This is a genomic window from Streptomyces sp. NPDC049585 (assembly GCF_040675615.1).
Taxonomy (GTDB): Bacteria; Actinomycetota; Actinomycetes; order Streptomycetales; family Streptomycetaceae; genus Streptomyces; species Streptomyces luteosporeus.
The window spans coordinates 103,807-126,283 of record NZ_JBFAPE010000004.1; the positions used below are offsets into that span (position 1 = coordinate 103,807).

Below are 22,477 nucleotides of genomic sequence, written 5' to 3' on the forward strand. Positions count from 1 at the left end.
ACCGTCGCACACCGTGGCGCACATCCTGCCACGCGGTCACGGCGGCGCCAGGTGGCGCACCAGGCGAACCCCCCGCCCGCTCAGGGCAGTTCGGGCAGGTCCTGCGCGTATAGCAGGGTGAGGTCCTCGGTGCTCGGTGCCGGCAGCTGCGCCACCCGGCCCGCGTGCCGCTCGACCATGGCCTCGAAGGTCTGCCGGGCCGTGCGGCCGTTGCCGAACGCCGGCCCCTTGGGCAGGTCCGTGAAGTACCGCAGCAGCGCCTCGGCGGCCTCCTCGCCGATGCGGTACTCGTGCTCCTCCGCCTGCTGCCGCACAATGCGCAGCAGCTCCTGCGGCGCATAGTCGCCGAAGGTGATCGTCCGCGAGAAACGCGAGGCCACCCCCGGATTGACCGTCAGGAAGCGCTCCATCTCCGCCGTGTAGCCGGCGACGATCACCACCACCTCGTCCCGGTGGTCCTCCATCAGCTTCACCAGCGTGTCGATGGCCTCCCGGCCGAAGTCCCGCCCGGCGTCCTCCGGGCACAGCGCGTACGCCTCGTCGATGAACAGCACCCCGCCGCGCGCCCGGTCGAACGCCTCCTGCGTGCGCAGCGCCGTCGAGCCGATGTGCTCGCCCACCAGGTCCACGCGGGAGACCTCCACCAGGTGCCCGCGCTCCAGCACCCCGAGGGAGGCCAGGATCTCGCCGTAGAGCCGGGCGACGGTGGTCTTGCCCGTGCCGGGGGAACCGGTGAAGACCAGGTGCCGGCGCACCGAGGCCGCCTTGAGGCCGGCCTCCTGCCGCCGCCGGCCGACCTCGATCATGTCGGTCAGGGCGCGCACCTCGCGCTTGACGCTCTCCAGGCCCACCAGCGCGTCCAGCTCGCCCAGGACCGCCGCCGCCGGCCGCACCGCCGCACCGTCCACCGCCTGCGTGTCCGCCGTCGCCGGGCGCGGGGCGGGCACCGCGGCGGGCCGGGCCGGGGCGGCCGCGGTCTGCACCACGGGCACCGGCGCCGCGGCCCGCACGTCGTCGCTCGTGCACCCCTCGCGCACGACGCCGTCCTCGGCGAACTCGTAGCCGCCGCGCGCGCAGCGCTCCGTACGGCAGTCGGTCAGCGTCGAGCGGCAGCCGTCGATGACGTGGAAGCCGTACCCGGCACTGCCGGTCACCCGGCAGCCGTCGAACGTGCCGCGCCCCTCGGCCGAGACGTAGAAGCCGGCCTCGCGCGGAGAGGTGACGGTGCAGCGTTCCACCACGGGATCCGCGCCCTTGGAGACGATCACGCCGGTGGACGTGGCGTCGATGGTGCAGCCGGCCACCCGACCGCCGCTGCCGTGGCCGCGGAACCACACGCCGGTGGCCGCCTCCCGGATGCGGCAGTCCTCCAGGGCCGCGGCCGCGCCGCCGCTGACCGAGACCGCGGTGCCGCGCACCCGCGACAGGTCGCTGTCGGTGACCTCCGCGCTGGAGCCGCGATCCAGGACGAACAGGGCGTCCGGGACGTCGTGCACCCGGCAGGAGACCAGGCCGGCCCCGGCGCCGTCGCTCACCCACACCGCCGGGTAGTCGCCGGTGCTGTCGTGGATCTCGCACTGCACGGCCTCCACCCGCGTGCCCGGATCCCACACCGACAGCCCGTTGCGGCCGAAGCGGCGCACCGCCGAGCGGGTCATCCGCAGCACCGAACGCGAGCGCAGGTCCACGGCGTTCTCCGGGACGTCGTGGATGGCGCAGTCGGCGAGCTCCAGCACCGCGTCGGTGTCCAGGGTCACCCCGTCCCCGGAGGTGCGGTGCACCCGGCAGTCCGTCAGCCGCCCCGCGGCGCGCGCCGCGACCTGCACCCCGGCGCCCCGGATCTCGTACACATCGCAGCCCACCGCCTCCAGCGTGCTGCCCTCGCCGGTCAGCGACAGGCCCGCGCCGCGGGCGTGGTGCACCCGGCACCGCTCCAGGCGCGGCGCGGCCCCGCCGCCGACGGCCACCCCGGACTGGCCGGCGGCCACCACCTCGCAGTCCTCGAAGACCCCGCCCGCACCGCCCTGCACACTGATGCCCACCCCGGCGGGGTTGTCGACGGTGCAGGCGCGCACGGTCGGCCGCGCGCCGTCGCGCACCTCGATGCCCGCCGCCGAACGCGTCACCACCCGCAGCCCGGACAGCACGGGTCTGCCCTCCTCCACCAGCAGCGCGGGGACCGAGGCGTCGTGGCCCTCGATGCACACGTCCTGCAGCGTCGCCGACGCCCGTACGGTGACGGCCACGCCCTCGGTGGGGGCGATCCGCACCGAGCCGGGTTGGCCCTCGTCGCCGCGCAGCGTCACGGCGCGGGCCAGCACCACGTTCTCCCGGTAGGTGCCGGGTGCCACCGACAGCACGTCGCCGTCGGCGGCGGCTTCGAGGGCGGCGGCCAGCGAGTCGTACTCCCCGATGCGTTCGCCGGCCCGCAGCCGCCAGCGGGACGTGCCGGTGTGCGTCACCTTCACCGAGCCCTGTGCCATGGTGCTGCTGTGCCCCCACGTATGAGTGTGTGTGCGATCCGGGACGAGCCATCGTGGACGGAAGGAGTACCGGCCGCACCACGGTAGCGCGCGCGGCGCACGGGAGTTGACGTCTCCGCGTCGCCGCCCGCCCGCGGCCGGTGCCGGACCGATGCCTGCTCTCAGCTGCCGGTGTCCGCCCGCCCCCAGGTGCGCGCCGCCCGCTCCCACTCCTCGTCCCACTGCGCGTAGCGGCGCCGGACGATGCGCCACACGACGAGCCGCCGCCCGCCTTCCAGCAACCCCGCGCAGGCGCCGGCCGCGGCGACCCCGGCCAGCACGGCGTGCAGCGCGGCTGCCGCGTCGTCCATGGGCCGGGTCGCGATCCGGCCCGCGTCGTCGGTCCACAGCGGGAAGTGCTCGCCGGGCCCGGCGAACCGGCGCACGGTAACCGCCCCGGTGCACTCCCGGCCGCCCGGGCACGGCCAACTGGCGAGCACATGGTGGAAGCCGTCGCGGCCGGTGGAACTCTCCTGCCCGGGCCCCGCCTCCGGGGCACCGGCGGGCACCGGCAGCGCCGTCGCGGTCACCAGATGGCGGTGCCGCTGCTGCTCGCGGACGGTCTCGCGCAGCGCGTCGTGGGCCAGCGAGCCGGTGAGCCAGCCCAGCGGCGGTGCCAGCAGAAGCATCAGCACCACGGCGGCCACCCCCGTCCAGGCCTCGGCGACGTCGCTCCGGCGCAGCAGCGGACTGCGCCGCCGGGACACCGGGAAGCCCCAACGGGCCAGCAGTCGGCACAGCCGGTGGGACAGTGTCGCGCGCACGGTGGTCACCCCCTTACGCGTCCGTAAATACCTCACACGGAAGACCGCATGCGGAGGAAGACGACGGAGAGAGGGAAATCACCCCTCGCGGAGTGTGCCCGCGGCGGCGCGTTGACGCCGCCCCCCGGCGGCCGCGCGGCGGGAGTCAGTCCAGCACCTCGACCGGGTCGCCGACGCGCAGGGTGCCGGTGTGCTCCGGTATCAGGTTCTGCCCGAACACCGGCTTGCCGCCCAGCCGGTGGTGGCGGGCCAGGGTGCGCAACGGCTCCCTGCCCCGCTCGGCGGTGCGCTGGTCGGTGGTGGTGATGATGCAGCGGCCGCTGGGTTTGACGGCCCGGAAGGTCACCTCGCCGATCCGCACCCGCCGCCAGCCGTCCTCCTCCCACGGCTCGGTGCCGTCGACGACCGCGTTGGGCCGGAAGCGGTCCATCGGCAGGGGGCCCTCCGCGGCGTGGTCGCCCTCGGCGACGAGCGCGTCGAGTGCCCGCAGCGAGGCGGTGGTGGTGACCAGCAACGGGTAACCGTCCGCGAAGCTGACCGTCTCGCCCTCGTGCGCATAATCGGGATCGATGGGGCGGCAGTGCGCCGGGTCGGCCATGTGCACGAGCCGGGACGGGGCGCCCAGGAAGGCGCTCACCCATGCGTCGGCGGCGGCGCCCGCGGGCACCGCCGTCACCTTCTCGGAGAAGACCTGGACCGTGACCGTCCCCCGCTCCCCGGAGACGGGCGGCGCGAGCTCCAGCGGCCGGGCCCCGGGCGCGCCGAGTCGCACGCCGCCGCCCGGCAGCGGAACGGCCGCGCCCAACGCGAGCCGGGGCGCCTGCCGTTGCGTGAGCACCCGGCCGTCCGCGTCGGTGACGGCCCATCGGCGGTCTCCCGCGAGCCCCCAGGGCTCCATGAGCGCCTCGTCGGGCGCGCATCCCGCCATCGACTTGACCGGGTAGCAGTGCAGCGCGGTGAGCACGGGAGTCGGCATGGGGTCATCTTGCCAGCCGGATATGACACTTGGCCGGTCGAGGGGAGGGGACGCCCGCCGTCGTGGCGGTTCGTCCCCTTTTCACGCTCGGTCGTGCGTTCTGTCGTGCGATGTATGTCGTGCGTGGTGCGTGGTGCGTGGTGCGTGGTGCGTGGTGCGTGGTGCGTGATGCTTGGTGCGTCGTGCTCGGTGTGTCCCCCGCAGGACGTGCCGGGGCCGGTCGGGGCCCCGGCACCGGTCGGTCAGTAGCCTCCCTGGCCCTGGTACGGGCGACCGCCGCCGTACGGGTCCTCGTACTGCCCGGGCGCCGGGCGCGGCGCGGCCGGGCGCATCGCCTCGAAGCTCGCAGGGTTGGTGCCGCCGCCCGGACGCTGCTGCAGCTGCTGCGGGGCCACCGGACCGCGCGGCGCGGAGGCCTGCTGCGGGATGTACGGCGCCGGCGCCTGCTGCAGGCCGCCGGGCTGCGCCATGGCCGGGCCCGGCTGGCCGCCGCCGTACTGCGGCTGCTGCGGCGCGGGGTAACCGGCCGGCGGCGCGGACTGCGCGGCGGAGGGCCCGGAGGGCAGCGCCGGCAGGGCGGGCAGGCCGCCCCCGCCGAAGTCGTAGGGGGAGGAGACCCGGATCGGCGCGATCTGCGGCGTGCCGCGCTCGGCGACGAGGCTGTCGTAGATGGGGGTGTCCGGGAACGACGACGAGGCGTAGTAGCCACCGCCGTAGGTGCTGCGGGGGGAGGTCATAGCCCATAAGTTAAGCCCATGGTGTGCCGGTTGGGGAGCCCGGTGGGTGGGTTGATTCCGGTTCCCCGGGAGGCGGGGGATCACCGACCCGGTCGAACCGTGGAAAAACGGTCGCCAAAGGGCGTTGGAATCGTGTAAAGGCCGGCAGCTGCAAGGAGCTCGGCAAGGGTTCCGGAGGGGTTGGGAACATGGGCATGCTCAAGGGCGCCAACATCATCGTCCCTGCACAGGCCGTACGGATCGAGCTGGGCTGGCGCCCGGGCCCCGGAGTTCCGGACGTCGACGCCGCCGCCGTGCTGCTCACCGCCGGCCGGGTCCGCTCCGACGACGACCTCGTCCTCCTCCACGGCCGGCCGGTGCACCCCTCGGGCACCGTGCGCCATGAAGGCCGAGGTTCCGCTTCCGGCGCCACGGAGACCCTCGCGGTCGACCTGGCTGCCCTCGCCGGCCACGTCGAGCGTGTCGTGATCGCCGCCCTCGCCGACGGCCCCTTCGGCCGGGTGCCCGGCCTGCACGTGCGCGTCCTGGACGCGGCCGGCGGCCGCGAACTGGCGCGCTTCGACAGCACGGACGCCACCGTCGAGACCGCCCTCGTCCTCGGCGAGCTCTACCGCCGGGGCGGGCAGTGGAAGTTCCGGGCCGTCGGCCAGGGCTGGAACACCGGTTACGAGGGCCTGGCCGCCGCGTACGGCCTGGGCCCCGACCGCCCCTCCCCGCGGCCCGCGGCCTCCGGCCACCGGCCCGGGGCCCCGGCGCCCGGGCCCTCGACCCCCGGCTCCGGGCCGGCGGGTTCCACCCCCCGGCCGGCGACTCCGGGCTCCGGCCCCGGGGCCTCGTCGTCCGGGCCCGGGGCTCCTTCCCCCCGGCCGGCAGCTCCTCCGCCCGGGCCCGGGGCCCCGGGTTCCGGCTCCGGAACTCCCGCGTCCCGTCCGGCCGGCCCGGCTTCCGGCCCCGGGGGCCCGGCGTCCCGCCCCGGAACCCCCGCACCCCGGCCCGCCGCTTCCTCCCCCCGCCCCGCGCCCGCCGTCCCGCGGACCGGCCCGCAGGTCACCCCGCCGCTGCGGCCCTCGCCCGGGCCGGCCGGCCCGCCGTCGGGCGTCCCGCAGCCCGCGGCCGCCGGCCGCCGGACCGGCCCGCAGGCCGTCCCGCCGCCCGCCGCGCCCGCGGCTGCGCGGCCCGCCAAGGTCACCCTCACCAAGGAGGCCCCGGCCGTCTCCCTCGCCAAGCAGGGCGGCACCTCCGGCGTGATGCGCGTCAACCTCAACTGGCAGATGCTGCCCCGCCCCACCACCGGCCGGGGCCGCCGCCTCGGCGTGCCCCCGCAGCCCCTGGACCTCGACCTCGGTGCCCTGTGGGAGCTCACCGACGGCAGCAAGGGCGTCGTCCAGCCCCTGGGCGAGTCCTTCGGCGCCCTGCACGAGCCGCCGTACATCCACCTCGACGGCGACGACCGGACCGGCGAGGTGGAAACCGGCGAGAACCTCACCATCAACCTCGACCACGCCCACCTCTTCCGGCGCATCCTCGTCTTCGTCACCATCTACGAGGGCGCTCGCAGCTTCGCCGGCCTGCACGCCACCGTCACCCTCCAGCCGCAGCACGGCGCGCCCATCGAGTTCGCCCTCGACGAGTGCACCGTGGCCTCCGACGTGTGCGCCCTCGCCCTGATCACCAACCAGAACGGCGAGCTCGTCGTCCACCGCGAGGCCCGCTACCTGGTGCCCGAGCGCGGTGTCGGCCCCCAGCGTGCCGTGGACCGCGCCTACGGCTGGGGCCTGCGCTGGCGGCCCGCCCGCAAGTGACCGCCGCCGGGTCCCGTCAGGAGGCCGACCGGTCGGGGGCGGCCTCGGGACGCGCGTACGTGCGTCCCTTCCAGGCCGCCCCCCGCCCCCGGTGGTGCTGCACCGCCGAGTCCACCGTCATCAGCAGGTACAGCAGCGCCGTGACCGGCAGCAGTGGCGCGAGCCACAGCGGCTGGCGGTAGTAGCGCAGCATCGGTCCGTACGTCCCCGCCATCACCGCCCACGCGGCCGCGCCCAGGGCCGCCGGCAGCGCCGCCCCCGTCACCGCACCGGCCACGACCGCGGCCGGTGGCACCAGGTAGACCACGGCCAGTCCCGCCACCGTCCCGGCCAGCAGCAGCGGGTTGTGCAGCAGCTGGGCGTAGGCGCTGCGCGAGACCATCCGCCACAGCGGCCCCAGGCCCGGGTACGGCCGTACGCTCTCGACCCGCTCCGCCAGCCCCAGCCAGATCCGGCCCCCGCTGCGCCGCACGGCCCGGGCCAGCGCCACGTCGTCGATCACCGCCTGCCGGATGGCGGCCGGGACGCCGGCGCGCTCCGCGGCCTCCCGGCGGATCAACACGCAGCCGCCGGCCGCCGCCGCGGTGCGCCCGCCCGGCCGGTTGCACCAGCGGAACGGATACAGCTGCGCGAAGAAATAGACGAAGGCGGGCACGACCAGCCGCTCCCAGAAGGTGGCCACGCGCAGCCGCGCCATCTGCGAGACGACGTCCAGCCCCGGGCCCGTACCGGCCGCGGCGACCAGCTCGCGCAGGCTGTCGGGGCCGTGGGCGATGTCGGCGTCGGTCAGCAGCAGGTACGCGGCGTCCGTACGGGCCCGGGCCAGGGCCATGCCGTGCCGCACCGCCCACAGCTTCCCCGTCCAGCCGGGCTCCGGCTCCCCGGGGGAGGTCACCGTCAGCGGCAGCCCCCCGTGCCGGTCGGCCAGCTCACGGGCCAGGGCGGCCGTGCCGTCGGTGCTGCCGTCGTCGACGAGGAAGATCTCCGCCCGCCCGGGATAGTCCTGCGCCAGCAGCGACGGCAGGCTGGCGGGCAGCACGGCGGCCTCGTCCCGGGCCGGCACCACGATCGCCACCTGCGGCCACCGCCCCGGCGGCGTGCGCCGCGGCAGGCGCACGTCGGTGCGCCAGAAGAAGCCCTGGCCCAGCAGCAGCCACAGCCAGGCGGCCAGCGAAACGGCGGTGATCCACGTCAGCGCGTCCACCCGCCGCAGTCTGCCGCACGGGCGCCCGTCCCGGGGCGCGAAGCCGCCGCCGCGGGCGCATCGACTAAAGTGACCGGGTGAAGATCGCGCTCATCGACTCCGGCCTCGGCCTGCTGGCAGCGGCTGCCGCCGTGCACCGGCAGCGTCCCGACGCCGATCTCGTCCTGTCGTCCGACCCCGGCACCATGCCCTGGGGCCCGCGCACGCCCGAGGACCTCACCCGGCTCGCCCTGGGCTGCGCCCGGGCCGCGGCGGAGCACCGCCCCGACGCCCTGATCGTCGCCTGCAACACCGCCTCCGTCCACGCGCTCGGCGCGATACGGGCCGAGCTGGAGCCGGCCCTGCCGGTCATCGGCACCGTGCCCGCCATCAAGCCGGCGGCTGCCGCGGGCGGCCCCGTGGCCATCTGGGCCACCCCGGCCACCACCGGCAGTCCCTACCAGCGCGGGCTGATCCGCGACTTCGCCCAGGGCGTCGAGGTCACCGAGGTGGCCTGCCCCGGGCTCGCGGACGCCGTCGAGCGCGCCGACGCCGAGGCCATCGACCTCGCCGTGCGGGCCGCCGCGGCCGCCACCCCGCGCGACGTGCGCCGCCTGGTGCTGGGCTGCACCCACTACGAGCTCGTGGCCGACACCATCCGCGACGCGGTGGCCGCCGTCCAGGCGGAGGGCGCCGCGCCGGTCGAGCAGTACGGCTCGGCCGACGCCGTCGCCGCGCAGGCGCTGCGCCGCGCCGGCGTCGAGCCGGACCCGCGCGCCGCGGCCACCGGGCGCCTGACCGTGCTGCTCGGCGGGCGCGAGGCGGAGCTGCAGCCCGCGGCGCTCGCCTACCCCGAGGGCCGTACGCTCGTCCCGATCGGCGCCGCGCACGCGTAGGCCCTGCCCACGCCCAGGAGCGGCGCCCCGTAAGGGGCGCGGGGAACTGCGCGACAAGCCACGACGCGCCCGCGGACGGGGTGCCGTCCTTCGCCCGGCCTCTGCGTTCCCGTTTCGGGTCTGGCGGATCATGCCAGCCCCGTAAGGGGCGCGGGGAACTGCGCGACAAGCCACGACGTGCCTGCGGACGGGGTGTCGTCCATCGTCCGGCCCCTGCGCTCCGGTTTCGGGTCTGGCGGATCATGCCAGCCCCGTAAGGGGCGCGGGGAACTGCGCGACAAGCCACGACGTGCCCGCAGACGAAATGCCGTGCACGTCGGCCGCAGGCCACCGGTTGCCGATCGCGCCCACGCGGCAGCGGCAGCCGCAGCCGCAGATCGAACGCTGCCCCGCGCCCTTACGGCGCGCGCCGCATCCCGGCCGCGCGCACTCCTGCCGGCGGGTGCGAAGGTGAGTAGGCTGCCCGGTATGAGGGACCACTCCCAGGGGAGCGAGGGCCCGCAGGGCCCCGAGGACGGTGGGCGGGCGGAGGCGCCGCCGGCGCCGGCGCCGGCGGTGTGGACCGGCCGGGCGACCAACCGCGTCCAGTGGCTGCTGGCCGCCGCAGGGGCCGCCTGTCTGGCGCTCGGCATCGACCTCGCGGTCGACAGCGCCTGGACGTCCGGGCCCGCGCCCCTGGTGATGGCGGTTGTCGGCTGCGTCGCGGCCGGGCTGCTGATGCTCTACGGCACGATCGCCTTCGTCCATGTGGCCGTGCGGGTCGACAAGGACAACGTCGAGATCCGCTGCGGCCACATCGGCGTACCCCGCACGCGCATCCCGCTCACCCACGTGGTGGACGCCGACTTCGACCCTCGCGTCACCCCGCGGCAGTGGGGCGGCTGGGGTTACCGCTGGCGGCCGGGCAAGGGTACGGGAGTGGTCGTGCGGCGCGGCGAGGGCTTCGTGGTCCGGCTCGGCGACGGCCGTACGTACACGGTCACCGTGGACGACGCCGAGGCGGCCGTCCGGGTGATCCGCGCCCGCCTGCGGCTGCTGCGCGGTCGCTCGGCCGCGGCCTGATCCGCCTGCGCGGTCCTGCCGCGGACCATAGGCTGCGACCGTGCCGGTACCCGAGTACATCCGCGACCTGAGGACGGCCGTCGGCGGCCGTCTGCTGTGGCTGCCCGGAGTGAGCGCCATCGTCCTGAACGACGAGGGGCACGTGCTGCTCGGGCGCCGGGCCGACCTCGGCATGTGGTCGATCATCGGCGGCATCCCCGACCCGGGCGAGCAGCCGGCGGCGGCCGTCGTGCGGGAGGTGTACGAGGAGACCGCCGTGCACTGCGTCCCGGAGAAGGTCCTGCTCGTCGAGGCCCTGCACAAGGTGGTCTACCCCAACGGGGACATCTGCCAGTTCATGGACATCTGCTTCCGCTGCCGCGCGGTGGGCGGCCGGGCGCGGGTCAACGACGACGAGTCGCTGGAGGTCGGCTGGTTCGAGGCGGACGCGCTGCCCGACCTCGAACCGTTCGCGGTCGCGCGCATCAAGCAGGCCACCGAGGACGGGCCGACCTGGTTCGAGGGTCTGGGCGAGCCGTAGGTGAAGTGACGAGCCGTCAAGGAAAGACGACTGTTCGTCAAAGTCGCCCTGTCCGGGTGCAGTCGAAAGAGGTCGACTTCAAGGAGCTTGTGCTGACGTGCTGTTGGGCCGTCGGCGGCTCCGGCGGTCCGGGGCGGAGTGCAGGATCGTTCCGGCAGTCGTGGTCGCGGCGCGTCGCGGCGGATCCGCCCTCGTACTGACGGGGCCCCAAAAGTCCTTTCGCCAGTACGGCCGTTCCAGCGCTCGAAGAAACAGCCGGTCGCAATTCGGTGCCGTTCTTTCGATACCGAGGGTGCCGTCAGGCCTCTCACCGGCACTGTTGGGAAAGAGATTGCTTTGCTAAAGTGTCCTCTGCTCCTTCTTCCGAGAGCAGCCGGGGGTCAGTGAGGATGCACCGCAAAAGCATATGATCGACCGCCCTCTCCCAGTCAGCGAGTGCGGCCGTTCCTGCGAACGGACAAGCGGGTCGACGACGTGGACGCCGGAGCGAACTGACGCTCAGTCAGGGCTCTGATCAGGAAGAACCCTGAGGCCGCCCCGGATTCCCTCCCCGCCGCTTGGCGCACCGTCACACCCCCGGTCGCTTGGCGCGCCCTTGGATCAGGGCGTTCCCGCCTGCCCGGGCTGGATTCAGGAACGCTCATGAGAAAGTTTCGGGCGACGCGCGAGTTCCCTCTCGCATTGCGATTGCTATTGCTCAATCAGTTTGGGATCGACATTGGCTTCTATCTCCTGATGCCGTTTCTCGCGGCCTATCTGGAGCAGGGCCTGGGAATGTCGGCCGCCCTCGTCGGACTGGTCCTCGGGGCACGGACCCTCAGTCAGCAGGGTCTGTTCGTCCTCGGTGGATCGGCGGCGGACCGGCTCGGTCCCCGAGTAGTGATCATCGCCGGCTGCGCACTGCGGACCGTGGGCTTCGCCCTCTTCGCCTTCGGCAGCTCCCTGGGGCTGCTGATGTGCGCATCGGCCCTGACCGGCCTGGCCGCGGCGCTGTTCTACCCGGCCGTGCGCACCTACGTCGCGCTGGAGTCGGGGGACGGCAAGGCCGAGGCGTTCGCTCGCCTGAACGTCTACGCCACCATCGGTTCCCTGAGCGGGCTCCTGCTGGGCAGCGTGCTCTTCCTCGCCGACTTCCGGATGTGCGCGGTGGCCGTCGCGGCGGTCTTCGGCCTCCTGACCGTCGCCCAGGCCATGGTGCTGCCCACCCGCGGTGTCGCTCCCGTCCCCTCCGCCTCGGTGCTCGCCGACTGGCGCGAGGCGATGGCCAACCGCAGGTTCCTGCTCTTCTGCCTCGCCACCACCGGCATGTTCACCATGGAGAACCAGCTCTACCTCCTGCTGCCGGACGGCGCCCTGCGGGCGTCGGGCTGGAAGGCCGGGGGAGGGGTGCTCCTGGCGGCGGGCGCGCTCGCCAACATGGTCTTCCAGCTGCGCATCACCCGCGCACTGGAACGCAACGGCGGCGGCACCCGCTGGGTGAGCTCGGGCCTGGTCGTCATGGGCACGAGCTTCCTGCCCCCGCTGCTGGTCTGCTGCACCGAGCCGCCCGTGGGCACGACCGCGGCCGCCGCCCGGCTGGGCGTGATGGTGCTGAGCTCGGTCATGCTGTTCTTCGGCATCATGGTCGCCCACCCGACCGTGCTGGAGATGATCCCCGGCTTCGGCCGCGAGAGCCTGACCGGCACCTACTTCGGCCTCTTCTACGTCTTCTCCGGCATCGCCGCCACCGGCGGCAACGCCGTGGTGGGGCGGGCCATGGACATCGCCGAACAGGCCGGCTGGCCCTGGCTGCCGTGGGTGTGCTGCCTGTCCTTCGGACTCGCCTCCGCCGGCGCCGTGGCCATGCTCTACCGCGCCCGGATGCTGCCCGGGGCGGCGGTGGCCCCGGGGGAGCCGGCGGTCGCCGGCAACCCCGTGGTGACCGGGACGGCCGTCCTGCCCGGGGTGTCCGGCGGCGAGGAGCAACCGGCCGGCGGCAGCGCCCTGGTCAAGCGCGCCAGGGGTCCGGTCGTCCCCCGCGAACCGAGGGTCCCCCCGGCCCCGCCGGCCACCAACGGCTCACCGGTTGCCCGGGATGCGGCGCCGCCCGTGGGCGGCGGTCTCGGCCGGCAGGACCCGCCCCGGCTGCCGGGGCCCCTCGTCCCCGACGAGGAGCCCGCCGACCGGCCTCCGCGCTGACCGGCCTCCGCGCCGACCGGCCTCCGCGCCGACCGGCCGGGGGCCCGCGCGGCCCGCCCCGAAGCTGGCGTGAATGCTCCCTTGCCCGTGCCGTGGACCGCTCATAGATTCGAAGATCAGGAGGCATGTTTTCCCGGGACGGCGAGGGTGCCGCGCGCCGGGCACGTCCCCGGGGAGGCGTCGTTGACGGGCCCTGCCGAGGGGCACCCGGATCCGCCGGTCACGAGCGGGTCCCCGGTGCCGCGCACACCGGTCGTCGGCCTGGAGCTGTCCGTCCGCGGCCGCCCCGCCACCCTCTGGCTGAAGCTGGAGGCGTACGGCCCGTACGGCTCCGTCAAGGGGCGCACCGCCCTGGCCCTGTGGCAGGACGTGGCCTCCCGGGTGCATCCCGACGTCGGGATCATCGAGTCCACCTCCGGCAACCTCGGCCTCGCCCTCGCCGGTGTCGCCGCGGCCCACCGCGTCCCCTTCACCGCCGTCATGGACCCGCGCAGCAGTACCGCGCTCGTGGACGCCGTGGCCGCCCTCGGCGGCCGGGTGCTCACCGTCGACCGCCCCGACGGGGCCGGCGGATACCTCCTCAACCGGCTCGCCCGCCTCCACGAGCAGCTCGCCGCCGAACCCCGCCTGGTGTGGCCCGACCAGTACGCCAACCCCGCCAGCCCCGCCGCCCACACCCGCGAGACCGCACCCGAACTGCGCGCCCAGACGGGCGAGGAGACCACCAGCGTCCTGATCGCCGTCTCCACCGGCGGCACCCTCGCCGGCTTCCGTGCCTACCTCCACGCCGCCCGCCCCGCCTGGGAACTCGTCGGCGTCGACGTCACCGGCTCGGCCGCCCTCGGCGGCACCGCCGGCCCCCGCCTGCTCTCCGGCATCGGCGCCAGCCGCCGCTCCCTCTTCCTGCCGCACGGCCACACGCCGTCCGTCCGGGTCACACCCCAGGAGGCCGTCAGCGCCTGCCTGTGGCTCGCCGAGACCACCGGTGTGGCCGTCGGCGGCAGTTCCGGCGCCCTCGTCGCCGCCGCCCTGCACCTGCTGCGCACCACGGACCGGCGCCGGGCCGCCTGCCTGTGCCCCGACGGCGCCGACCGCTATCTGGAGAGCATCTACCGCCCCTCCTGGCGCCGCCGCCAGGGCCTGGCCCGCGCCGACGTCGGCCGGGGCGTCGAGGTGCGCGCCGTCGCCCACCTGCCGGCCGGCCCCGCATCGGCGCACCCCCGCGCCCGCGAACCGTCCGAGCCACGGAAGGAGCCGCCGTGACCGCCACCGGCCCCGGCCGCGACTGGTACGAGCGGGCCGGGGTGCGCAGCGACCCGCGCCGCGTCCTGGCCGGCGAACTCGACGAGGGACGTCTCTTCTTCCCGCCCGACCTCGTCCCCTGCCTCGCCCACCCCACCGTCGCCGCTCTGCCCCCCGAACGGCACACCGCACTGCTCGCCCGCCACCTCTACCACTACCTCGGCTTCACCGCCCAGTTCGAGACGAGGGTGGTCAACCGGGCCACGGACGCCATCGCCGGCGGCCGCAGCGGGCTGGACCTGCCGACCCCCACCCGGCTGGACGCCTACCGCATCTACGTCGACGAGGGCTACCACTCCCTGTACAGCCTCGATGTCGTCGACCAGATCTCCCGCGCCAGCGGCATCGCCCCCGCGCCGTACGACTTCGCCCCCTTCCTGCGCCGGCTCGACGACGCCGGCGCCCGCGCCCTGCCCGGCGAGGAGCGGCTCGCCCAGCTGCTGCAGGTGGTGGTCTTCGAAACCCTCATCACCGCCATCCTGTGCGACGTCCCCAAGGACGAGCGGGTGCTGACGCTGGTGCGCGACGTCGTGCGCGACCACGCCCGCGACGAGGGATGGCACCACGCCTTCTTCTCCCGCTTCTTCCGCGACCTGTGGGCCGGCCAGGACGTCGCCCGCCGCGGCCGCATCGCACGCTGCCTGCCGCAGCTGATCCGCTCCAGCCTGCTGCCGGACCTGCGCCCCGTGCGGGCGTCGCTGACCGCCGCCGGGCTGACGCCGCGGCAGGCCGAGGAGGTCGTCCACGACACCTACCCGGCCCACAAGGTCGACCGGGACGTCCGCACCGCCGCCCGGCACGCCGTCCGGCTCTTCACCGAGACCGGGGTGCTCGACGCCGACGGCGGCCGCGCGGCCTTCGCCGAGGCCCGCCTGGTCGACCCCTGACCGCCCCCCACCACCCGGTCCGCCCCCAGCCCGTCCAGCGCCCGCACCGCCCCCGCCGGCGGCGCGGGCCCGACCGCGCGAGAGGTCCAGGTCCCCATGGCCGAGCCCACCGTCCCCCCGCCGTACGCCCCCGCGCCCGAGCGCGGGCTGTTCTCGCTCGCCGAGCTGCCGGCACCGGTCCTGACCGGCCTGACCACCCGGTCGGTCGCACTCTTCCACGACGCCCGCGCCCACGACCGGCCGCTGGCGGACCGGGTGGCGGGGGTGCTCTTCACCAGGACCTCCACCCGCACCCGTACCGCCTTCACCGTCGCGACCGTCCGCCTCGGCGGCACCCCGATCGCCTACGGCCCCGACGACCTGCAGCTGAACACCGGCGAATCGGTGGCCGACACCGGCCGCGTGCTCGGTTCCATGCTCGACGTCCTCGTCGCCCGCACCGCCGGCCCCCTCCAGGAGCTGCGGCTGCTCTCCCGCCGGGGCCGCATCCCCGTCGTCAACGCCATGGCGGCCGAGGAACACCCCAGCCAGGGCGTGTGCGACCTGGCCACCCTCGCCCTGACCTTCGGCGACCTCACCGGCATATGCGTGGTGTACGTCGGCGAGGGCAACAACACCGCCGCCGCCCTGGCCCACGCCCTGGCCACCGTTCCCGGTGCCGACCTCACCCTCGTCACCCCGCCCGGCTACGGCCTGGACGCCGACACCCTGCGCACCGCCGCCCGGCGGGCGCGTGCCGCGGGTGCCGCCGTCCGGCAGATCCACGACCTCGCCGGGGCGCCCGGCGAGGCGGACGTGCTGTACACGACCCGCTGGCGGACCACCGGCACCACCAAGCCCGACCCCGACTGGCGGGAGGCCTTCCGGCCCTTCCACGTCGACGAGGCCCTCCTCGACCGCTGGCCGCGCGCCTTCTTCATGCACGACCTGCCCGCCCACCGCGGCGAGGAGGTCGCCGGCCGGGTCCTGGACGGACCCCGCTCCCTGGCCTGGACCCAGGCGGCCATGAAACTCTCCAGCGCGATGGCGATCCTGGAATGGACGGCCGTCGGCACCGCCACCGCCGAGGACTGACAGAGCGCCGCCCACCCGCCGCACCGCCACCGACCGACAGGGGATCGCCGTGCCGCACGTCACCCGCGTGAACAGCCACGTCCACCTGACCGGGGCGGACCTCACGCCGCCCGCATCGCCCCACATCTTTTTCGAGCCCGCCGACACCGAGACCGGCGTGTGGGTCGCCCACGACCTGATCGGCGACGGCTGCTCCGTGCTCGACCTCGGCTGCGGCAGCGGCGCCGCGGCCGCCGCCATCGCCCGCGCCGGCGCCGCCCGCGTCCACGGCGTCGACGCCTCGCCGGACTCCGTCGCCTGGGCCCGTGAGCACTACGCCCCGCACGACGCCGGGCCGGTCACCGTCGGCCACGGCGACTTCGCCGAACTGTCCACCAAGGACCTCCTCGCCACCGCGCCCGCCCCGCTGCCCCACCCGCTCGTCGTCACCAGCAACCCGCCGTACGTCCCGCTCACCGCCGCGGCCGGCGCCCGCCGGCGCTCCATCGGCGGCGGCGAGGACGGGCTGCGATGGGCGCCCGCCGTCATCGCCCACGGCCGGGCGCTCGGCAGCGACCTGGGCCTGACCATCGGCAGCTACTCCACGCCGCGCAAGGCCGTGCACCTGCTGGAGGAGGCCGGCTACCGGGTGCACGCGGTCACCCTGTGCCCACTGCCGCTCGGCGAGTTCACCCTGACCCACATGGAGCAGGTGCTCGCGCTGGAGGAGGCCGGGGAGGCCGTGCTGTGGCGCTCGGGACGGGCCGTGCCCGCGTACTTCATCGTGGGCCTGGCCTGCCGCAGGGCCGCGGCGCCGGGCGACGGCCGGCTGACCGGCGACGGGCTGCTGCACCTGCTGCGCACGGCCGCCCGCTCCCGCACCGGGCACCTGGAGACGCTGGACGAGGCCGGGCCCGCGGGCTGGGCCGGTCTCGTCCGCGTCCTGGACCTGCCACCCGCACCCGTGCGCCGGCACTGGTGAGACCGGCGGACGACCGGCACACCGCCCCGCGACCGGACCCGGGAACCGGGGGAGGGGGCCGGGGAAGAGGAGCCGGCTCCCCACAGGTCACGGGGCGGGAGCCGCTCGGTTTCCTTCCGCTCCCGGTGAGAAATCATCCGAGACGGAATTCAGCTTAGTGACGGCGCGGCGACCCGCTACCCGGGCCGGGCGACGCACGCCGGTTCGAGTGACGCGGCCGGCACCGTCCTGCCGACGCTGTCTTGCGCCGCCGTCCGCCGCGCCGCAGAGTCGAGGCATGCCCATCGCAACGGTGAACCCCGCGACCGGCGAGACCCTCAAGACCTTCCCGGAGCTGGGGCCGGAGGAGACCGAGCGGCGCCTGGCCGCCGCGGCCGCGGCCTTCCGCAGCCACCGCACCACCGGCTTCGCCGAACGCGCCCGGCTGCTGGGCGAGGCCGCCGACCTGCTCGACGACGACCGCGACGACATCGCCCGCACCATGACCACCGAAATGGGCAAACCGCTGGAGGCGGCGCGCGCCGAGGCCGCCAAGTGCGCCAAGGCAATGCGCTGGTACGCCCGCAACGCCGAGGCCCTGCTCGCCGACGAGGTGGCCCCGCCGGCGGAGGCCAAGGACGCGGGGGCCGCCCACGCCCGCGTCCACTACCGGCCGCTGGGCGTGATCCTCGCCGTCATGCCGTGGAACTTCCCGCTCTGGCAGGTCGTGCGCTTCGCCGCCCCCGCCCTGATGGCCGGCAACGTCGGGCTCCTCAAGCACGCCTCCAACGTGCCGCAGACCGCCCTCTACCTGGAGGATCTCTTCCTGCGCGCCGGATTCCCCGAGGGCTGCTTCCAGACCCTGCTCATCGGCTCCGGCGCCGTCGAGGCCGTCCTGCGCGACGAGCGGGTGGCCGCCGCCACCCTCACCGGCAGCGAACCGGCCGGCCGCGCCGTCGCGGCGGTCGCCGGCGACGAGATCAAGAAGACCGTCCTGGAACTCGGCGGCAGCGACCCGTACGTGGTCATGCCCTCCGCCGACCTCGCCCGCGCCGTACGCACCGCCGTCACGGCCCGTGTGCAGAACAACGGCCAGTCCTGCATCGCCGCCAAGCGCTTCATCGTCCACACCGACGTCTACGACGCCTTCGCCGAACGCTTCACCGCCCTCATGGAGGGCCTCACCGTGGGCGACCCCATGGCGGACACCACCGACGTCGGGCCCCTGGCCACCGAACGCGGCCGCGCCGACCTGGAGGAACTCGTCGACGACGCCCTGCACCGGGGCGCCACCGCCCTGTGCGGCGGCCGCCGCCCGGCCGGTCTGGAGCACGGCTGGTACTACGAGCCGACCGTCCTCGCCGGCATCACCCCCGCCATGCGCATCCATCGCGAGGAGACGTTCGGCCCCGTCGCCGGCCTCTACCGCATCGACGACCTCGACCAGGCCGTGGCCCTGGCCAACGACAGCCCCTTCGGGCTCAGTTCCAACGTCTGGACGCGCGACGAGGCCGAACAGCAGCGCTTCGTACGTGACATGGAGGCGGGCGGCGTCTACTTCAACGGCATGACCGCCTCCCATCCCGCCCTGCCCTTCGGCGGCGTCAAGCGCTCCGGCTACGGCCGGGAGCTGTCGGGCCACGGCATCCGCGAGTTCTGCAACGCCACGACCGTCTGGTACGGGGCCGACTAGGCCGTGTCCGGCGGATCTTCGCCACGCGCCACCACGGCTCCCCGTAGGGACGCGGGACAAAGATCCGCCGGACACGGCCTGGGCGCTCCTGCCGGCGCCCCTCCCCGCGCCCCTACGGGGCGCCCCCGTCAGCGCCCCCAGCGCAGCGCCGGGGTGGCGACGGGGGCGTCGTACAGCCGCAGCAGCTCGTCGTCCGCCTGGCACAGCGTCACCGAGGCGCCGGCCATGTCCAGCGACGTCACGTAGTTGCCCACCAGCGTCCGCGCGACCACCACCCCGCGTTCGCGCAGCACCCGGTGCACCTCCGCCGCGAACCCGTACAGCTCCAGCAGGGGAGTGCCCCCCGCTCCGTTCACCAGCACCAGCACCGGACCGGCCGGCCGCAGGTCGTCCAGTACCGCCTGCACCGCCACGTCGGCGATCTCCCCCGACGTCATCATCGCCCGCCGCTCCCGGCCGGGCTCCCCGTGAATGCCCACCCCCAGTTCCAGCTCACCGGCCGGCAGGTCGAACGTCGGCCCGCCCTTCGCCGGCGTCGTGCACGCCGCGAGCGCCACACCGAAGCTGCGCGAGCCCTCGTTCACGCGCCGGGCGATGGCCTCCACCCGCTCCAGCGGCGCACCCTCCTCGGCGGCCGCCCCGGCGATCTTCTCCACGAACAGTGTGGCCCCCGTACCGCGGCGCCCCGCCGTGTACAGACTGTCGGTCACGGCGACGTCGTCGTTGACCAGCACACTGGCGATCTGGATGCCCTCGTCCTCGGCGAGCTCGGCGGCCATGTTGAAGTTGAGCACGTCGCCCGTGTAGTTCTTCACGACGAACAGCACGCCCTTGCCGCTGTCCACCGCGGCCGCGGCCCGCACCATCTGGTCGGGCACCGGTGAGGTGAACACTTCCCCGGGACACGCCGCGTCCAGCATCCCCGGCCCCACGAACCCCGCATGCAACGGCTCGTGCCCCGACCCCCCACCCGACACCAGCCCCACCTTCCCCGCCACGGGCGCATCCCGCCGGACCACCACCCGCCGCTCCGGATCCACCAGCAACTCCGGATGCACGGCCGCCATCCCGCGCAACGCATCGGCCACGACGGTCTCGGGTACGTTGATGAGCATTTTCATTCGGGGCTCCTCGGATGTTGGGCAGATAGGCCGCTGACCTGTGTTTTCGCAGGTCAGCAGTGGTATGAGCGATAGTTGACCATGGCGGACTCCGGCGGCCTGTGGCGACCTCTGGCGGGTCTGATGCTGACCGAATGCTGACTTTGCTGACCGTCCGTCAGGTCTCCTGAACCGCGTGGCCGGACCAGGGAACAGTACCGAGACGGGGGGTGGATGCGGGAGCACCGGTAGATCACGCTCGCTGACCGCGTTGGCGCCCCGGGCGCATGGGCTGACGGGCTGCAGAGGGGCGTCTGACGCGCGTCGGCTGGCAGGAGAATGAGAATCATCTGTCAAGCGGGTTTGACGATGACGGTGAGGTCGTGCGCGTGCAGTCGGTTCGCCGACCTAATGCCTTCCCCAGTGATGAGGGGGATGACCTGAACTCCCTTCAACGGCTGGAGGGCGACTGTAGGCTCCAGCCATGCTGATCACTGAATACCGGGGCGAAACTGCGAACTTGAAGGTGCTCGTGCGGGAGATCGAGGCCGATCCGCACCTCGCCGGAAAGTGCTCGCTCGCCCTCACGCCCCTCCGCCAGGACAGGCGTGATTCCTTGCGTCACGCACAGTGGGCGGAGCTCGCTGTCTCTGTCGCCGCCGGGCTGGCTACGAACGCGCTGTACGACGCCCTCAAGGCCTTGGTCGAGCGGGCGCGTGACCGCGGACCTGTGGACGAGGTGGGCCCTCGCCCTGGAGACGTCAGTGAGGGTGCGGAAGGCGCGGACCAATGACTGTCCATTCTCCACGCCTGCGGAACTCCAGCGGCGCCGAGCTGAACCTGCGAAGCCAGATTCTCTTCCAGGACCCGACCCGTACTCGTGCCAAAGACCTCATAACCGCGTCGCCTCCTGGCATAAGACCTACGTCCATGAGAGTAGCCACTGGGCGCGATACCATGGATCGACCGTCGGCGTTCTACTGAGCCTGTTACGGCGCACGAGGGATCAACTAGCCGCGTACACGATCTCCCGCATAAGCCAACAGCAAACCGAGTTCCTCCGCGAGGGCCGGATCAATGGACTGCCCTTTCTCTCCTTTAAGCGCTATCCCCGGCACACAAGCGGAGAACTGAGATACAACGAGCTGGACTGGCTCAATCTCTACCATGCCTACTACGTTCTGCTGGACCCGGAGGGCCTGACGGAGCTCGATGCTACGTCCTGGGACACTCAGGCCGCGTTCGAGAACTCCTTGGAAGATGCGTGGCGCCAAAGCGCGGGCATGGAAATGATGGAGTGCCCTGAGGGCACATGCGTCAGCGTTGTGGGGCCCCTCAAGCTCGTGAACACCCCCGAAGGTCCGCTCAGCACTCGCACCTTGTTTGAGTGCGCGGCGGTGATCGATGAGCTCTTCCAGTTCGAGGGCGCCTTCGCGCGGATGGCTGCCCCGACGCTTCGGGAGTTCCTGCTCGAGGAGATGGGCGGTGAGTACGGGCTTCCGTGGCGTCTGGCGAGCGCTCTGGCAGGAAGGGATCTCGGTGGAAGTGTCGTCCTAGCCCTCATCGACTTCGCGCTGAACCCGGTTGTCCCGGGCCTGACCTCTGCCGACCTGTCCGTCAGCTGGAGAGAGCTGTACCCTCCCTACCGCTTTGCGGCGGCGGCAAAGGCGATAGCGGAGTGGAAAAGCGACCTGGAATTCCAGTACCCGAGTCATGAGGTGACGGTTCAATTCCAGCGCATGCTGGCCAAACGCAGTGGGCTCCGGATGGGACGTGTGGCATCCCGCCTGTCCGGATTTTCCACGCTGCGGGATGCCGCCACAGTACGCATGCACCTCGCCGAACGTACCCCGGCTGTTTCCTTCCTATGCGCATCACGCCTGTTCGATCTCCGCGAGGAGGACGCCTGCGCGCTCACTCACTACGGCGTCAATTTCCTGGACGACCGGGCGCTCAGGTTCATCGACCCCGACCGGGACATGTGGTGGCTGTTCCCCGTGTTCCAGGTGAGCCAGGGTGAGTGCCGGTGGCCGGCAGAGCATGTGAACCTCGACGAGGCCACTGATCTACTGATCAGCGCCGCGGTGGCGTCGGCCTACGACGACGTTCTGCATGGCACCGGGGCTCTCGCCTCTGATCACCTTCCCCGCGCGCTACTTGAGGACCACAAAGAGGCCGGAGCGCTGAACAAGATCCTCAAGGAGTCAACGGGCCTGGACATCGGCTGGCGTACAGATCTGAACCCTCAACACAGGTGACGACCAGACGTGCACGCAGCCGAGCGCACCTGTGCCTGCCGTGGCACTTCGCGTGCTTGCCGCCCCGTCTGCGATTGACCTGTCCAGCCGCGCCCTGTGGTTCCTGGTCAGGCACCTGGCCGCCCGCCGGAAGGAGGTCAGTACGCGGTGGCCTTGTATCCAGGCCAGCCGCCAGGCCTCCTGGCCCACCTGCAGTGCAGTGACGCCTAATGAGCTCGTACGTGGTTGGCCGTGGTCGTTTGGCGGAATCACTGCTGTGTGGTGGGGAATGAAGCGCGTGCGGTGATCGTCGGCAATAAGAGGATCACGGGGCTGTCGCCCCCAGTGGTCGGTGAACTCGTTGCGGAACTAGGTCTGTTGTGGCACGAGCCATCGGGCCAGACTCGTCTCCCGGGTCCGTATGCGGGCTGTGGGGGCGGGGGCCCGTTAAAAGCTGATCTTCGTCGACCGGCTGCTGGCCACCTTGGTTCATCTGCGGCACGGCACCACGCATGACGTGCTGGCCTGCTGGTTTGGCGTAGACCGCTCCACCATCACCAGGGCCATCAGCGAAGTGCGGCCTCTGCCGGCCGAGCGGGGCTGC

General features: G+C 73.7%; 18 protein-coding genes and 1 pseudogene. 13 read left to right on the forward strand and 6 right to left on the reverse strand.

The features are described from left to right. Window positions 1–80: 80 nt before the first annotated feature. The 4 genes from AB0K17_RS06575 to AB0K17_RS06590 all read right to left on the reverse strand — a co-directional run bounded on the left by AB0K17_RS06575 (window position 81) and on the right by AB0K17_RS06590 (window position 4,999). Window positions 81–2,483: a right-handed parallel beta-helix repeat-containing protein gene (locus AB0K17_RS06575; protein WP_365982301.1), complete on the reverse strand. Its 2,403-nt coding sequence runs from the start codon at window positions 2,481–2,483 to the stop codon at window positions 81–83. 161 nt (window positions 2,484–2,644) lie between these two features. Further along, window positions 2,645–3,286 (reverse strand): hypothetical protein, encoded by a 642-nt coding sequence (locus AB0K17_RS06580; protein WP_365964691.1) that lies wholly within the window; start codon window positions 3,284–3,286, stop codon window positions 2,645–2,647. Window positions 3,287–3,431: 145 nt separating this feature from the next. Next, entirely contained in the window at window positions 3,432–4,262 is an 831-nt protein-coding gene (locus AB0K17_RS06585) for an MOSC N-terminal beta barrel domain-containing protein (RefSeq protein WP_365982302.1), read from the reverse strand. 242 nt (window positions 4,263–4,504) lie between these two features. Further along, the gene (locus AB0K17_RS06590; RefSeq protein ID WP_365964689.1) at window positions 4,505–4,999 is read right to left on the reverse strand and encodes a DUF6643 family protein; all 495 of its coding nucleotides are present in this window, start codon (window positions 4,997–4,999) and stop codon (window positions 4,505–4,507) included. A gap of 188 nt (window positions 5,000–5,187) precedes the next feature. On the opposite strand from AB0K17_RS06590, the gene AB0K17_RS06595 reads away from it, so the two are divergent. Next, the gene (locus AB0K17_RS06595; protein ID WP_365982303.1) at window positions 5,188–6,801 is read left to right on the forward strand and encodes a TerD family protein; all 1,614 of its coding nucleotides are present in this window, start codon (window positions 5,188–5,190) and stop codon (window positions 6,799–6,801) included. 16 nt (window positions 6,802–6,817) lie between these two features. Here AB0K17_RS06595 and AB0K17_RS06600 read toward each other — a convergent pair whose 3' ends face one another. Beyond that, complete coding sequence (locus AB0K17_RS06600) at window positions 6,818–7,996, reverse strand: glycosyltransferase (RefSeq protein ID WP_365982457.1); 1,179 nt, start codon at window positions 7,994–7,996, stop codon at window positions 6,818–6,820. 86 nt (window positions 7,997–8,082) lie between these two features. On the opposite strand from AB0K17_RS06600, the gene AB0K17_RS06605 reads away from it, so the two are divergent. From AB0K17_RS06605 to AB0K17_RS06645, 9 genes are all read left to right on the forward strand, one after another. After that, on the forward strand, window positions 8,083–8,880 hold the full coding sequence (locus AB0K17_RS06605) for an aspartate/glutamate racemase family protein (protein ID WP_365964687.1): 798 nt from the start codon (window positions 8,083–8,085) through the stop codon (window positions 8,878–8,880). Between the two features lie 468 nt (window positions 8,881–9,348). Continuing rightward, on the forward strand, window positions 9,349–9,942 hold the full coding sequence (locus AB0K17_RS06610; protein ID WP_365982305.1) for a hypothetical protein: 594 nt from the start codon (window positions 9,349–9,351) through the stop codon (window positions 9,940–9,942). 40 nt (window positions 9,943–9,982) lie between these two features. Then, window positions 9,983–10,462 (forward strand): NUDIX domain-containing protein, encoded by a 480-nt coding sequence (locus tag AB0K17_RS06615; protein WP_365964685.1) that lies wholly within the window; start codon window positions 9,983–9,985, stop codon window positions 10,460–10,462. 642 nt (window positions 10,463–11,104) lie between these two features. Beyond that, on the forward strand, window positions 11,105–12,640 hold the full coding sequence (locus AB0K17_RS06620) for an MFS transporter (RefSeq protein WP_365982306.1): 1,536 nt from the start codon (window positions 11,105–11,107) through the stop codon (window positions 12,638–12,640). A gap of 237 nt (window positions 12,641–12,877) precedes the next feature. Next, window positions 12,878–13,903: a pyridoxal-phosphate dependent enzyme gene (locus AB0K17_RS06625; protein WP_365982307.1), complete on the forward strand. Its 1,026-nt coding sequence runs from the start codon at window positions 12,878–12,880 to the stop codon at window positions 13,901–13,903. Continuing rightward, on the forward strand, window positions 13,900–14,829 hold the full coding sequence (locus tag AB0K17_RS06630; RefSeq protein WP_365964682.1) for a diiron oxygenase: 930 nt from the start codon (window positions 13,900–13,902) through the stop codon (window positions 14,827–14,829). Before AB0K17_RS06625 ends, AB0K17_RS06630 begins: the two co-directional genes overlap by 4 nt. Window positions 14,830–14,925: 96 nt before the next feature. Further along, on the forward strand, window positions 14,926–15,903 hold the full coding sequence (locus tag AB0K17_RS06635) for an ornithine carbamoyltransferase (RefSeq protein WP_365964681.1): 978 nt from the start codon (window positions 14,926–14,928) through the stop codon (window positions 15,901–15,903). A gap of 49 nt (window positions 15,904–15,952) precedes the next feature. After that, the gene (locus tag AB0K17_RS06640) at window positions 15,953–16,864 is read left to right on the forward strand and encodes a methyltransferase domain-containing protein (RefSeq protein ID WP_365964680.1); all 912 of its coding nucleotides are present in this window, start codon (window positions 15,953–15,955) and stop codon (window positions 16,862–16,864) included. Window positions 16,865–17,141: 277 nt separating this feature from the next. Then, complete coding sequence (locus AB0K17_RS06645; protein ID WP_365964679.1) at window positions 17,142–18,536, forward strand: NADP-dependent succinic semialdehyde dehydrogenase; 1,395 nt, start codon at window positions 17,142–17,144, stop codon at window positions 18,534–18,536. A 128-nt stretch (window positions 18,537–18,664) separates the two neighbouring features. Here the strand turns inward: AB0K17_RS06645 and dhaK are convergent, their stop codons facing one another. Next, entirely contained in the window at window positions 18,665–19,657 is a 993-nt protein-coding gene (gene dhaK / locus AB0K17_RS06650; protein WP_365982308.1) for a dihydroxyacetone kinase subunit DhaK, read from the reverse strand. A 463-nt stretch (window positions 19,658–20,120) separates the two neighbouring features. Between dhaK and AB0K17_RS06655 the strand changes: the two genes are divergently transcribed. The 3 genes and pseudogenes from AB0K17_RS06655 to AB0K17_RS06665 all read left to right on the forward strand — a co-directional run. Then, window positions 20,121–20,429: a hypothetical protein gene (locus AB0K17_RS06655; RefSeq protein ID WP_365964677.1), complete on the forward strand. Its 309-nt coding sequence runs from the start codon at window positions 20,121–20,123 to the stop codon at window positions 20,427–20,429. 550 nt (window positions 20,430–20,979) lie between these two features. Further along, window positions 20,980–21,894, forward strand: a complete 915-nt coding sequence (locus tag AB0K17_RS06660) for a hypothetical protein (protein WP_365964676.1) — start codon at window positions 20,980–20,982, stop codon at window positions 21,892–21,894. A gap of 463 nt (window positions 21,895–22,357) precedes the next feature. After that, window positions 22,358–22,417: pseudogene (locus tag AB0K17_RS06665) on the forward strand (transposase family protein); the annotation flags it as partial. Between the last annotated feature and the right edge of the window lie 60 nt (window positions 22,418–22,477).